At 69.5% G+C, this 13,891-nt stretch carries 9 protein-coding genes; 3 read left to right on the top strand and 6 right to left on the bottom strand.

The genetic code is table 11. From position 1 onward, the window contains the following. Nucleotides 1-3: 3 nt before the first annotated feature. Both K8P10_RS06500 and K8P10_RS06495 read right to left on the bottom strand, forming a co-directional pair. Entirely contained in the window at nt 4-702 is a 699-nt protein-coding gene (locus K8P10_RS06500) for an ABC transporter ATP-binding protein (RefSeq protein WP_224780986.1), read from the bottom strand. Next, a complete protein-coding gene (locus K8P10_RS06495) occupies nt 699-1,790 on the bottom strand; it encodes an ABC transporter permease (RefSeq protein ID WP_224781228.1) in 1,092 nt (363 codons plus the stop codon). The genes K8P10_RS06500 and K8P10_RS06495 overlap by 4 nt, the downstream gene beginning before the upstream one ends. Nucleotides 1,791-2,042: 252 nt before the next feature. On the opposite strand from K8P10_RS06495, the gene K8P10_RS06490 reads away from it, so the two are divergent. Together K8P10_RS06490 and K8P10_RS06485 are read left to right on the top strand one after the other, a co-directional pair. Beyond that, nucleotides 2,043-3,152, top strand: coding sequence for a sensor histidine kinase (locus K8P10_RS06490; protein ID WP_370631986.1), 1,110 nt, complete (start codon nt 2,043-2,045; stop codon nt 3,150-3,152). Beyond that, nucleotides 3,149-3,817, top strand: a complete 669-nt coding sequence (locus K8P10_RS06485) for a response regulator transcription factor (RefSeq protein WP_224780985.1) — start codon at nt 3,149-3,151, stop codon at nt 3,815-3,817. The genes K8P10_RS06490 and K8P10_RS06485 overlap by 4 nt, the downstream gene beginning before the upstream one ends. Nucleotides 3,818-3,827: 10 nt before the next feature. On the opposite strand, the gene K8P10_RS06480 is transcribed toward K8P10_RS06485, so the two are convergent. From K8P10_RS06480 to K8P10_RS06470, 3 genes are read right to left on the bottom strand one after another with little or no spacing between them, the layout of a single operon-like run. After that, nucleotides 3,828-6,446 carry an RNA helicase gene (locus K8P10_RS06480; protein ID WP_224780984.1) on the bottom strand — a complete coding sequence of 873 codons (2,619 nt, stop codon included), beginning with the start codon at nt 6,444-6,446 and terminating at the stop codon, nt 3,828-3,830. 19 nt (nt 6,447-6,465) lie between these two features. Continuing rightward, complete coding sequence (locus K8P10_RS06475) at nt 6,466-9,567, bottom strand: AAA family ATPase (protein WP_224780983.1); 3,102 nt, start codon at nt 9,565-9,567, stop codon at nt 6,466-6,468. A 2-nt stretch (nt 9,568-9,569) separates the two neighbouring features. Further along, entirely contained in the window at nt 9,570-10,757 is a 1,188-nt protein-coding gene (locus K8P10_RS06470; protein WP_224780982.1) for an exonuclease SbcCD subunit D, read from the bottom strand. Nucleotides 10,758-10,891: 134 nt separating this feature from the next. Here K8P10_RS06470 and K8P10_RS06465 point away from each other — a divergent pair, with 134 nt between their 5' ends. Continuing rightward, entirely contained in the window at nt 10,892-11,908 is a 1,017-nt protein-coding gene (locus tag K8P10_RS06465) for an NAD(P)H-quinone oxidoreductase (RefSeq protein WP_224780981.1), read from the top strand. A 45-nt stretch (nt 11,909-11,953) separates the two neighbouring features. Here the strand turns inward: K8P10_RS06465 and K8P10_RS06460 are convergent, their stop codons facing one another. Further along, nucleotides 11,954-13,798: an ABC transporter ATP-binding protein gene (locus tag K8P10_RS06460; protein ID WP_224780980.1), complete on the bottom strand. Its 1,845-nt coding sequence runs from the start codon at nt 13,796-13,798 to the stop codon at nt 11,954-11,956. Nucleotides 13,799-13,891 lie beyond the last annotated feature (93 nt).

Here is a 13,891-nt window from a genome sequence, read left to right as displayed (position 1 = left end):
GGGTCAGGCGGGAACCGGCTCCGCGATCCGGCCATCGACCACCGTGACCAGTTCGTCGAGCGCGTCGCGGTGCACCAGATCGTGGGTGACGAGCAGAGTCGCCGTGTTTCTCCGGTGCGTGAGGTCCGCGATGAGACGCATGATCTCTCCCCCGCGCTCCTGATCGAGCGCGCTCGTCGGTTCGTCGACGAGCAGCACTTCGGGCTCATGGACGAGTCCACGCGCGATCGCGACGCGTTGCCGCTGGCCTCCGGAGAGTTGATGGGGCCGCTTCTCCGCCTGATCGGTGAGTCCAACTGCGTCAAGCAGCTCGTCTACTCGCTCGTCGATAGATGCGCGGCGCTCGGCGTTCCGACCCCCGCCGAGCCGCGCCATGACCCGGAGTTGCTCACGGGCAGTGAGTGCGGGAAGCAGGTTGGACTGCTGGAAAACGATCCCGATCCGCTCCCGTCGGAGCGCGGTGGCCTCGCTGCGCGACAGCTGCGCCGCGTCGATGAGGTCGTCGTCCCCGATGAGCACCCCGCCCGAGTCGGGGCGGATCAGGGTTGCGGCGACCGCGAGGATGCTCGACTTGCCGGATCCGGATGGGCCGGTGATCCCCGTGACGGCGCCGTTCCGCGCGCGCAGCGAGACGCGATCGACCGCGGTGATTCGGCGATCGCCGTCGGGAAAGGTGAGGGTGACGTTCTGCAGTTCGATCATCGGTTGCTCCCGAGTGCGGTGAGAGGGTCGGCTTGGGTGACGGAGCGCAGCGCGAACGCGGCGCCAGCGAGTCCGAGTACCGTCATGACGGCGGCCGGAGCGAGTGTGGTGAGCGGACTGACGACGAAGGGCAGGGCCTGCCCCGCGAGCGCGCCGAGGCCGAGGACGGCGGCAAGCCCGACGCCGATGCCCACGACGAGGACGATCGTGGCCTGCCCGAGCGCGTCCACGACGAGCGAACCCGTTGTCGCCCCGAGCGCCTTGAGCACTGCGATGTCGCCGGCGCGCTGCATCGTCCACACCGTGAAGAAGGCTCCGACGACCAGGGCGGAGATGCCGAAGAGCATGGCGATCATCAGCCCGAGAGACCCGATCTCCGACTGGAACGCTTCGAGCGCCGTCAGGCTGGCGAGCGGAGTGTCAGCGACAGTGCCGGTGCGCGTTCCCGCGGCATCCCAGTCAGGGGCACCTGACACTGCGAGAACCGTCGGATCGCCGGTCCCGCCGACGCGCTGACTCGCCTCGCTCCACGCTGCGGGCGTCATCGTCACCACGGGCGTGTGACTGAACCAGAGGTCTCCGCCCGTTTGAGCGACGGTGTAGTCGGTGCCCGTGATCGAGATGGTGTCGCCCGTCTCGACTCCGAGCGCGTCGGCTGCGCCGGCCGAAAGACCGACCTCATCATCGTGGCTGGGGGCGAGCGAGAGCAGCGCGTTGCCGTCAGCCCCTGGCACATCGGTAGGAAGGCCATAGAGTGCGACCCCAGATGGGTCGTCCGATCCGTCGACGGCGGCCCGCGACTGGACGATCCCGACCGGAGTGACCGAGTCCACACCGTCGACCTGCTGCCAGGCCGCGACGGTTGATTCGTCCAGCGAAGAAGTCGCGAAGCTCGGGTCCCCGTTCTCGGGCGCTTGCAGCACCAGACGATCGCCTGGCAATTCCAGCACGGACGAGACGTTCTGTGCGGCGAGCCCGCCGGTGAGGCCGGCGAGGAACCCGACGAGCAAGGTGATGAGGGCCACGACGGCCCCGATGAGGAGGAAGCGGCCACGGGCGAACCGCAGCTCTCTCCAGGCGACGAACACGATGATGCCTTTCCGCTCGCGCTCCGTGCGCAAGCTTCCCCACCACTGTCCGTCGGGAGGCCCCTGCGCAGCATCGCCCGTTCCATGGGATTCGCGATGCAACTTTCGGTTGATGCCGGTGCCCTCGCGCCTCGCTTAGGCTGAGACCGTCATGTCGCACTCCACGCTCGCCCCGGTCTTCACGGGCTCAGGCTCGGCCTCCACGCCCTCCTCATCGGGCTGGCCGCTTTCGCCGTCGTTCGCGCCTTCGTCGTGGAGTCGCCGACGGCCGTCGCCACGCTGGTGGCCGGCACCGCATTCGTCGCCGCCTACGCAGCCGGGGCCCTCCTCGCGCGGGGGCGGCGTCCGCGTCGCGGAATCGCGCTGGTCTGGATAGCGGCACTCACCGTGATCTGGGGCGTGCTGGTCTGGCTGAGCCCCGAGGGGGCCTACCTCGTCTTCCCGCTCTTCTTCCTCTACCTTCACCTCCTGCCAGGAGGCGCGGGGGTCGCCGCCATTCTCGCGACGACGGGGTATGCCATCTGCGCGCTCGGATTCCACCTCGGGTTCAGCATCGGCGGTGTGATCGGTCCGCTGGTCGGAGCGGGTGTGGCGCTGCTCATCGGATTCGCCTACCGGGCGCTCAGCCGCGAGTCCGCCGAGCGAGAAGCTCTGTTGGCCGAGCTGCTGAGGACGCGTCAGCAGCTCGCGCGCACTGAGCGGGAGCAGGGCGCCCTCGAAGAGCGGGCGCGTCTCGCCAGGGACATTCACGACACCGTGGCCCAGGGGCTCTCATCGATCCAGATGCTGCTTCGCGCCGCCGAGCGCGACACCGCCGAACCCGAAGCGGGCTACGTCCGGCTCGCGCGCGAAACCGCCGCGGAGAGTCTCGCTGAGACCCGCCAGATCATCAGGGAGCTCACTCCGGCACGCCTCGACGACGGGCTGCCCTCCGCACTGCGCCGCCTCGCAGCGGACCAGCAGCGGAACTCCGGGATCGCCGTCGAGGTCCGCGCAGACGAAACCGACCTGCCGATGGCCTCGCAGACGGCGCTCCTCCGGATCGCGCAGGGGGCGATCTCGAACGCGGTCCGCCACGCCGACGCAACCAGGATCACGGTGGACCTCGCCACCTCGGCGCAGTCGGTGACCCTCACGGTGCAGGACGACGGCCGCGGGTTCGACGTCGGCACCGCCGTTGCCGACTCCCAGACGAACGATTCGTTCGGCCTCCAAGCGATGCGCGAGCGCGTCGCCCAGTTCGATGGCCATATCGATGTCACCTCCCGGCCCGACGCCGGCACCCGTGTCACCGCCAGGCTGCCGCTCGACCCAGCGCCGCCGGCGAACTCGAGTACCGAGAGCGCAGAGAGCACCGCATGATCCGCATCCTGCTCGCCGATGATCATCCCGTCGTCCGTGCCGGGCTCCGCGCGATGCTCGCCGCCACCCCCGACTTCGAGGTCGCGGGTGCCGCCGATACCGCAGCTGCAGCGGTGCGTCTCGCGCGCGAGCTCACCCCCGACATCGTGCTCATGGACCTGCGGTTCGGTGGCGGATCAGGGTCAGCCGTGCAGACTGAGGGCGCGAATCCCGGCGACGAGATCGGCACCGGCGTCGAGGCGACGCGTGCGATCCGTGCCCTGCCCGCCCCACCCGCGGTCCTCGTCCTCACGAACTACGACACCGACGGCGACATCCTCGGCGCGGTCGAGGCAGGGGCGAGCGGGTACCTGTTGAAAGACACCCCTCCGGAGGAACTGATCGCCGCGATCCGGGCCGCAGCCGCGGGCGAGACGGCACTCGCCCCCGTCATCGCCGGAAGACTGCTCGCGCGCATGCGGCGTCCGCAGCCCGCGCTGAGCGCCCGAGAACTCGAGGTGCTGCGGCTCGTCGCCGCTGGTGAACCGAACGTCGGCATCGCCCGGAAACTGCACATCAGCGACGCAACGGTAAAGTCGCACCTCGTGCACGTGTTCACGAAGCTCGACGTGACCTCACGCACCGCCGCCGTCGCCGCTGCACGCGATCTCGGTCTGCTGTCTTAGGGCGAGCAGGTCAGCCGACGAACGGCCCGACGCGTTCGACGGTGACGACGGGCTCCCCCGCCTCATCTGACGCGACCACATCGACGCGCCCCTCGATCCCCCAGTCCCGATCCTCGTCCGGGTCGAGGAGGACCTGCCTGAATCGCCACGACCCGGCGTCTGAGCGGTCGAGGTCGAGCAGTGCGGCGGCACGGGCGTCACCGTCGACACGAATTTCGTCGTGCTCCATGAAGTACCCGTCGAGGGCGTCGCGCCATCGCTGCTCGCCGAACCCGTGCGGTCCGTCGAGTTCCGCGAGCTCGGCGTAGCGCTCGAACGCGGCGGCCTGCACTCGGCGGAACAGCGCGTTGCGCAGCATGACCTGGAAGGCCCGCTGACGGCTGAGGGGTCCGCGGGTAGGCGGGCCGCTCACGGCCGAGGCCGAGGCGTCCGTTCCGGACGCGGGGCGAGCGCCCTCGCCGAGCGTCTCGTCGGGATGGGCCAGTGCCTCCCACTCGTCCAGGAGGCTCGAGTCGACCTGCCGCACCACTTCGCCGAGCCACTCGATGAGGTCCTCGAGTTCGTCGGTCTTCGCCTGCTCGGGGACGGTGCGCGAGATGGCGCGGAACGCGTCGCTGAGATAACGGAGTACACCGCCCTCCGAGCGACCGAGTTGGTAGAACGAGATGAGATCGCGGAAGCCGAATGCGCGCTCGACCATGTCCCGCACCACCGACTTCGGCCGCAACTCGTAGTCCCGCGCCCAGGGGACCTCCTGCGTGTACGCCTCGAAGGCCTCTGTGAGCAGTTCGCGGAGCGGCTGCGGGTGCGTGATCTCTTCGAGCAGCTCCATGCGCTCCTCGTATTCGATCCCTTCCGCCTTCATCGCGCCGATCGCTTCGCCTCGTGCACGGTGCTCCTGGGCTCGGACGATCGGCCGAGGATCCTCGAGCGTCGCCTCGATGATCGAGATGACGTCGAGCGCGTACTCGGGCGACTCAGGGTCGAGCAGTTCGATCGCCGCGAGTGCGAAGGGCGACAGCGGCTGGTTGAGCGCGAAGTTCGCCTGGAGGTCCACCGTGAGCCTGAGCAGCCGCTCTCCCGCTGCGTTCTCGTGGACTTCGACGATGTCGCCGCGCCGCAGGGTGCGGAAGATCTCCAGCGCCCGTCTCGCGTGGGCGAACTGCGCGGCCCGGGGCTCGTGACTGTCGAACACGAGGGTGCGCATCGTCTCGAGCGCCTCGCCCTCGTGCTCCTCGCCGCGGCCGATGACTCCGAGCACCATGGCGTGGGTGATGCGCATCCGGCTGACGAGCGGCTCCGGCTGAGAGCCGACGAGCTTCTCCAGCGTCGCCTCGTTCCAGGAGACGAAGCCCTGCGGTGCCGATTTCTTCTTCGCCGGCTTCGCCTTCTTCCCTCCGCTCGCCTTGGCCGCGGCTTTCGCGGCCGCCTTCGCGTTCTCGACCTCGTGCTCGGGTGCGAGCGCGAGCACGTCGCCCTCGGTGTCGTACCCTGCTCGGCCGGCGCGGCCGGCGATCTGGTGAAACTCTCGCGCCGAGAGTCGTCGCATCTTCTCGCCGTCGAACTTGGTGAGCGCGGTGATGAGCACCGTGCGGATGGGCACGTTGATCCCGACGCCGAGGGTGTCGGTGCCGCAGATGACGCGCAGGAGGCCCTGTTGCGCCAGTTGTTCGACGAGGCGCCGGTACCGCGGGAGCATGCCGGCGTGATGCACCCCGATGCCCGAGCGGACGAGACGCGAGAGGGTCGCCCCGAATCCGGTAGAAAACTTGAAGTCGCCGATCGCCTCGGCGATGCGATCGCGCCCGGCGCGGTCCACGAGCTTGATGCTCGAGAGGGCCTGCGCCTGTTCGACGGCGTGTGACTGGTTGAAGTGCACGATGTAGACGGGGGACTTCCCGTCGGCGAGCAGCCCTTCCACGGTTTCGTGCGCCGTCGCGACGGCGTACCCGAAGGTGAGCGGAACGGGGCGCTCGACGCCCGTGACCAGAGTGGTGTCCCGGCCGGTGCGACGAGTGAGGTCGGCGCCGAGCTCGGTGACATCGCCGAGCGTCGCCGACATCAGGAGGAACTGGGCGCGCGGCATGAGGAGCAGCGGTACCTGCCACGCCCAGCCGCGATCCGGTTCCGCGTAGAAGTGGAACTCGTCCATCACGACCTGGGTGATGCCGTGCGCCTCGGGGTTGTCGGCGTCACCGTCGCGCAGCGCGAGATTCGCGAGGATCTCCGCCGTGCAGCAGAGGATCGGGGCGTCGGGGTTGATCGAGGTGTCACCCGTCACCATGCCCACGCGCTCAGCCCCGAATACCTCGACGAGATCGAAGAATTTCTCGCTGACGAGTGCCTTGATGGGGGCGGTGTAGACGGTGCGGCGCCCCTCGACCAGCGCGATAAAGTGGGCACCGAGGGCGACGAGCGATTTCCCTGTTCCGGTGGGGGTGGCGAGGATCACATTGCTCCCGAGTGCGAGCCCGAGAAGCGCCTCCTCTTGTGCCGGGTAGAGCGCGAGGCCGCGGTCGTCGCGGACCCACTGTTCGAAGACGGTGAACGTCTCGTCGGGCTCGACGACGGCGCCCGCGACCGCTTCGGGTCCCGCGATCGTGCGGTCGAGAATGCTGCCCAGGCTCATGTGCTCGCTGTACTCCTCATCACTGTCTGCGACGGTCCGGTGCGGTGTTCGCTTCGCCGGCGGGGTCGTCCGCCGCATCGATTCCGTCGCCGCGAAGTCGACTGACCCCGCGACCGTCGACCACGACCTCGAGCTTCGCGGGGATTCGCTCCTGCATCTCGGCGACGTGGCTGATGAGGGCGACGGTGCGCCCGCCCTCGCGGAGTCCGTCGAGCGTTGCCATGGCTTCGTCGAGTGCGCCGGGGTCGAGCGAGCCGAAGCCCTCGTCCACGAACAGCGTATCGAGGGTGATGCCGCCGGACTCAGCCGTGACCACGTCGGCGAGTCCGAGGGCGAGCGCGAGGGAGGCGAGGAAGGTCTCGCCGCCCGAGAGCGAAGCGGCACTCCGTGCTCGACCGGTGTACTCGTCCATCACCCTGAGGCCGAGTCCGGACTGCCTCCCTCGACTGCGGACGTCGTCGTCGTGCTCGAGCGTGTAGCGTCCCCCCACCATGCGCCGCAGTCTCCCGTTTGCAGCGGCGACGATGGCTTCGAGCCGCGCGGCGAGCACGAACACCTCGAGTCGCATGCGTCGCGTGTTCGGGTCTTTGCCCTGCACGGTGTCGGCGAGTCTGCGGAGGCGCAGGAGTTCGGTCTCGCCGTCCGCGCCCTCGGCGATGGCCGCGTCGAGCCTGGCAAGCGCGGCGATGCGCGTGTCGAGGCGCTGCTCTGCAGTCGCCGCAGCCGTTTCGCGCTGCTGGGCCGTGCTCCGTGCCGCGAGGAGGGCGGCCTCCGCCTCCTCCAGAGGTACCGGGGCGTCGGGAAGCGTCTGGAGTTCGGGATCGGCGAGCACGCCGGCGTTCCGCTCCCTGGCGGCGTCGTACTCGCCGATCCGCTCACGGAGGGCGGCGCGGTCCGCGGTATCGAGTGCGCATCGGCGCACTTCGGCGACGTCGGCGAAGTCGAGTTCCGCGAGGATCGCCTGCTGCTCCCGGTCGGCCTCGTCCGCCGCTACTGTGGCGGCCCGGAGTTCGGTTTCGGAGGCGATCACCGCATCGATGGCGTCGCGCAGTGCGCGCTCAGCGTCGATCCTGGCCCCGATCGACGGGAATCCGGCTCGTGCGCGTTCGACTGCCGCCGCGCGCTCGGCATGCTGCTCCTGCGCCGTGGCGAGTTCTCGAGCAGCCTCGTCACGGCGCTGTCCGATCTCGCGCGTCTCCTCAGCCACGCCGGCGAACTCCCGCTCGAGTTGCGTCGCGCGCTCCCGCAGTCCGGGAAGCGCATCGGCTGCCGCGACGGCGTCGGCGAGCGCGGAGTCCGCGGCTGCGGCGCGGATTTCAGCACTATCTGGTGTCGCGTGCTCAGCGCGGGTGCGGGTTTCGGTGAGCACGGTCTCGAGTTCGCGTTCGGCGGCACGCGCCGCTTCGAGACGGGTCTGCGCACTTCCGGCGGCCTGCTCGGCTTGCTCGATGGTCTCGGGGTCGACCGCGTCGTCGTGCGAGGCGGGCGCCGGGTGCGCCGTCGACCCGCAGACGGCGCAGGGTTCGCCGTCCACGAGCTGATGCGCGAGTTCTCCTGCCATGCCGTCCAGCCGTCGTGCAAGCAGGTCCCTGACCGTCGCGGTGGCGGCGGCGGACTTCCCAGCGAGTTCGGCTGAGTGTCGCTGCGCTGCGGTGAGCCGGTCCTCGAGATCAGGCACCCGCTGCGCTGCCTCGCGAACAGAATAGGCGCGATCCCTCGCTTCAGTGAGCTCGGCGCGAGGGGCGGAGCGCCGCTCGGCGTCGGCCACTGCCTCCTGCGCTGCTGCGAAGAGCCCTGGCAGTTCGTTGGCTCGGACCTCGCTGCGCGCGTGAGCGGCGGTGAGCGTCTCGATCCGGCGCTCGAGTGCGTCGCAGTGCTGTGCCAATGCGGTGAGGCCGGCCTCGTCGGCCTTCCCGGCTTCGAGCAGGGCGAGCGTCCCGGCGACGCGGTCACGGAGCTCGGGACCCGCTGCTCCTGCTTCGTGGAGTTCACCGGCGGATGCGCTGGCCTCGGTGAATCGCTCGCGGTGCTCGGCGAGTGCTGCGCGGACGGCGGCGACGCGGGCCCCCGCCTGCTCGGCCCGTCGCACCCGGTCGACCGCGCGCTCCGCACGCTCGGCGGCCGCCAGGCGTTCGCGTGCGGCGCTGATCTCCTCAGCCTGGCCGGCGAGTTCCGTCTCGCGCTCGCGCGCGGCGACGAGACGGCGCTGCAGCTCGGCGGTCCGTCGCGTCTCTCGCGCATCGGCGTCCGCCCGGTCCGCGAGGCGGGCGGCCTCGCGCGCGTCAGCGCGCAGCTGAGCGGCGGAGTCGCGATCCTGTTCGAGGGACGCGGCGACGCGGTCGCGCCTCGCGGCGACGCTCATCTCATCCGCTGAAGACGACGGGTCCGGTGCATCGGCATCGGCGGAAGCACCGGCATCCCGAGTCTCCGGTGCCTCCTCCCGCGTCTCCGCTTGTTCCAGGAAGGCGGAGATCCGTGCCTGGGACTGGCCGACGCGCTCACCGAGCGCGCTGCGGCGCTCGACGAGGATCCGCTCGATGTCGGCGAACCGCTCGGTGCGAAAGAGGGTGCGCAGCGTCGCCTGCCGCTCCTGATCGTCGGCGTGGAGGAATCGCTGGAATCCGCCCTGGGCGAGCAGCACCACCTGGAGGAACTGGTCGAGAGACAGTCCGAGAATCGCATGCAGCTCCGGTCCCACGTCTGCGGGTCGGGATGCGAGGCCACGCCAATCGCCTGTCCCCTCCGAGCCGCCGACCTCATCCCACTCCCACAAGCGGGCCTCTGCCTTCTGCAGTGTCGTTCCCTCGCCGCGCTGCTTCGGGCGCTGCCACTCGGGCTGCCGCTCCACGCGGTAGCGGGCACCGCCCATCTCGAAATCGAGGCGCACCCGGGTCGGCTGCGCGGGATCGGCGTGGTCGCTCCGCACCCGACCGACACGGCCGTCGTACCGGGGAACGGAACCGTACAGGGCGAAACTGATCGCGTCGAGCAGACTCGACTTTCCGGCGCCCGTGCGCCCGGCGATCAGCATGAGACCGCTCTCGGCGGCCCGCGCGAAGTCGACGCGCTGCCGGTCGCGGAACGGGCCGAACGCCTCCAGTTCGAGTTCGAGGATCCGCATCGCTAGTCCTCCCGCCCTTCGCGAGCTAGAGTTTCACCGGTTCCGGCGGCGGCGATCGCCTCGCGCACCACTGCCCGCTCGATGTCGTCGAGTGCTTCCCCGGATCGCACGTGCACGAGGAACTCATCGACAACATCCAAGTCGCTGCGCCGGCTCACGCGCGACGCGTAGCTACGGCGCTCGACGGGAACCGCACCCTCAGGATCGAACTCGATGTGGGCGCAGTGCGGAAAGCGCTCGCGCAGCCTCCGCATCGCGTCGATCGGCCGCACCCGATCAGTGAGGACCGCTTCGACCCAGCTGCGTTCGTGCTCACGGTACTCGGCATCGGTCAGCAGCGACTCGAGTGCGCCGCGGAGACGGACCAGCGGTCGCGGCACCGGGAACGGGCACCACTCGACGGCGGCGAGTCCCTCGGCATCGAGATCGACGAGCCACCCCCCACGGGGCTTCGTCGCCTCACTGAATGAGAAGTGCAGCGGGGCCCCGCTGTATCTCACGTTCGGCAGCGGACTCCCCCGCCCGTGCAGATGGCCGAGCGCCGCGTAATCGGCACCCCCGAAGATCTCCGCGGGAACGACGTCGAGCCCGCCCGCCGTCAGATCCCACACGAGGTCGGCACCCGCGTCGGGATCCGCTGCCCCGCCCGACGCGGCGAAGCAGTGCGAGACGACGACGCTCCGCCGCCCGCGCGCGGCGCGCGTCTCGTCGACCTCGCCCATGACTCTGGTCAAGAGCTCGCCGTGTCCTCGGAACCGCTCTCCGGGATAGAGGTCTCGCTGCAGCATGGGTTCGAGGTACGGAATGCCGTACACATCCACCTCTCCGTGCTCATCACGGAGCGTCACGGGGTTCCGGAACCCATCCGGCCTCGTCACGACGTGCACGCCGCCCAGTGCCGCCCACTCAGACTGGAAGCCGAGCCGTGATGCACTGTCGTGGTTGCCGCTCGTGATGACGACCAGCGCCCCTGCCTCGCGGATTCCTCTGATCGCCTCGGCCAGCACCTCGTAGAGTTCCGCTGCCGGAGCAGCGTGATCGAACACGTCACCCGCCACGATGACCGCATCGACCCCGTGCTCCCGCACCCGATCGGGGATCGACCGGAGCACCTCCCGCAGCTGCGGCACCGTCGAAGCGCCGTGAAAGCTCCGGCCGAGATGCCAGTCCGAGGTGTGCAGGAAACGCATCTGGCCTCCTCGGTGCCGTCGGATTCGTGGGTCTCGATGCCGATTGCTCGAGCCGCACCCAGCTTGGCACACGCCACTGACACGGCGTCTCCCTGCCACGCATGCGCACGCACGCCGGCGCGTAGTGTGGAGCCATGAGTGCGAGCGATATCCCCCAGCAGATGCGCGTGGTCGAGATCCGGGAGCCCGGCGGGCCCGACGCGCTCGTCGTCGCCGAGCGCCCCGTACCCGTCCCCGGACCCGGCGAGATCCTGATCCGGGTCGTCGCGACCGGTTTCAACGGTGCAGATGCCGCCCAGCGCGCGGGAGCCTACCCTCCCCCACCAGGCGCCTCGGACCTGCCGGGACTCGAGTGCTCGGGGACGGTCGCCGCCACCGGCGAGGGCGCGCACCTGTTCTCCATCGGCGACGAGGTCTGCGCGCTCCTCGCGGGAGGCGGCTACGCCGGGTTCGTCGCCGTGCCCGAGGTGCAGGTTCTCCCCGTCCCCGCCGGCATCTCACTGGTCGACGCCGCGGCGATCCCCGAGGTCGCGTGCACCGTGCTCTCGAACTTCGCGGCACCCGAACTCCCCGGTCCTGGCCGGACCGTTCTCGTGCACGGCGGCAGCGGAGGCCTCGGATCCTTCGCCATCGGATTCGCGGCCGCTCTCGGGTGCCGCGTGCTCGCCACAGCGGGTTCGAGCGACGGCGTCGCGCACGCGCTCGACGCCGGAGCGGACGCCGCATGCGACTATCACGAGCGCGACTTCACGGAGTTCGTCGCAGACGAGACCGGGGGCACCGGTGTTGACCTCGTGCTCGACGTCGTCGGCGGCCCCTACCTCGCCGACAATCTCCGCTCGCTCGCCATCGGTGGTCGCCTCGCCGTCATCTCCGTACTCGGCGGGCCGAAGGCCGAGGTGAACCTCGGCGTCATGATGCGCCGTCGACTCACCATCTCCGCCACCACGCTGCGGGCGCGGCCGGTCACCGGACCGGGATCGAAGGCCGAGATCGTCCGCGCCGTCGAGTCGACGGTCTGGCCGCTCATCGCGAATGGTCGGATCCGCACCGCGCCCACCACGCGCATGCCGCTCGATGAGGCAAGTGCGCTGCACGCAGCCCACGCGGACCGCACGCTCGCACCTGGCAAGGCGATCCTCGTCGTGTGATCGCCGACCCCAGGGTGCGCCGTCGGCCGGGATAAGAACGGCTCGCTACCCGACGACCTCGAAGTCTTTGAGGCGCTTGCGGCCGGCCTGGGAATCGGCGTGCTGCAGCGCGAGCAACTCGGCGTAGATGCCGCCAGAGGCCGCGAGTTCAGCCGGGGAGCCGATCTCGTCGATGTGGCCGTCGCGCAGGGTGATGATGCGATCCACTTCCGCGATCGTCGACAGACGGTGGGCGATGATGAAGGTCGTTCGGCCGCGCATGAGGTCCTCGAGTCCCGCCTGCACCAATCGCTCCGAGCGGGTATCGAGTGCCGAGGTCGCTTCATCGAGCACCAGGATCGGCGCATCCTTGAGCATCGCCCTTGCGACGGCGATGCGCTGCTTCTGGCCCCCCGAGAGCTTCATTCCGCGCTCACCGATGACGGTGTCGTAGCCGTGGGGCAGCTTCGCCACGAAACGGTCGACCGCCGCGCGCTCCGCGACAGCGATGATCTCCTCCCGCGTCGCCGACGGGTTGCCGTAGGCGATGTTGTCGGCGATGGTGCCGGAGAAGAGCGCCGCATCCTGGAACACGACGCCGATGTTCTCCCTGAGCGTCGCGAGGTCGTCGCCCGATCCCACGATCTCGATGTCTCCTGAACGGGTGCCGTAGAGCCCCATGAGCAGGCTCGTGAGCGTCGTCTTCCCTCCACCGGATTCGCCGACGAAGGCGATGCGCTCCCCCGCCTTGACATCGAAGGTGATGTCGGAGAGCACGTCGCGATCGTCGTCGTACCCGAACCTGACATCGCGGAACGAAACGGCAATGTCGGCCTCACCCTCCGCCGTGCCGTCCGCGGGGAGCGCCTTGCGGGGTTCGCGCGGGCGCCCGCCCCCGCCATCGACGCGGGCAGGGTCGAGATCCATGACCTCGAAGTACGACTTCGAACCGGCGATCGCCCTCTGGGCCGCATCGACCATCCAGCTCAGCGTCGTGACGGGCTGCCGCGCCATCGCCATGAGCTGGATGAGCATGACCATCTGGCCCGGCGTGAAATCTCCGGTGACGGTGCGGATGAAAATCATGAGGTAGAGCCCGAAGAAGATGACGTTCAGTACACCCCGCCGCAGGGCGTCCATGACGTGCCAGTGCCTGGACTGCCGGCCCGTGATCTCGACGGTGTCGTCGAGATGGCCGCCGAAGTGGTCGAGTTCGCGGCGCTCGCGCACGAACGACTTCACGACGCGGATCTGGCCGACGACCTCGGCGAAGCGCCCTGAGGCGACATCGATGTGCTCGTTCTTCTCCCCCTCGAGCAGCTGCCAGCGTTTGCTGGTGAGCGCGGTCAGCCAGAGGTAGATGGGGTACGCGAGCAGCAGCAGCACTGCCAGCGGCCAGTAGTGCCATGCACTGATGGCGAGGACCGCGACGGTGGTCATGAGCATGGTGACGAACATGTTGGAGAACGTCTTCATGAAGTTCGTGACCTCGGAGATGGAGCGGTTCAACCGCGCCACGATCGTGCCGGTCAGCTCGCCGTCGAAGTACCGCTGCGGGAGTGCGAGCAGCTGCGCGAAGTAGCGGTTCGACAGGATGACGCGCATCTTGGCGCTCATCACGTCGCCCCAGTAGCCGCCAACATTACTCACGACGGATTCCACGAGACTCGCAGCGAGCAGTGCGAGGCCGAGAAGCACGATCGTCCGGATCGCGGTGCCCACAACGCCGTCCGCTCCGCTGCCGCCGTCCGCAACCGCGCCCACCGCGTCGACGATCACGTCGGTAGCGCGCCCCGTGATGAACGGCACCGTCAGCCCCGCAGCCGTCACGACGGCAGCGGCCACCATGATGCCGATGTAGTACGGGGTGAGACTGCGGGTGAACCGCAGGATGCGCAGCAGGGTCTTCACGGGCGGGGGCCTCCAAGTGTGATCTGGAGTATCCAACGTTACGCCGCCCGAATTCTTCCCGATTGCCGTTCGCTCTCAGCGGTGCTCGATGTG

Origin of the sequence: Leucobacter sp. Psy1, from assembly GCF_020096995.1 — a bacterium.
Taxonomy (GTDB): domain Bacteria; phylum Actinomycetota; class Actinomycetes; order Actinomycetales; family Microbacteriaceae; genus Leucobacter.
Note: the sequence above shows the minus strand (reverse complement) of the source record. Positions and strands in the feature narration are given on the sequence as shown.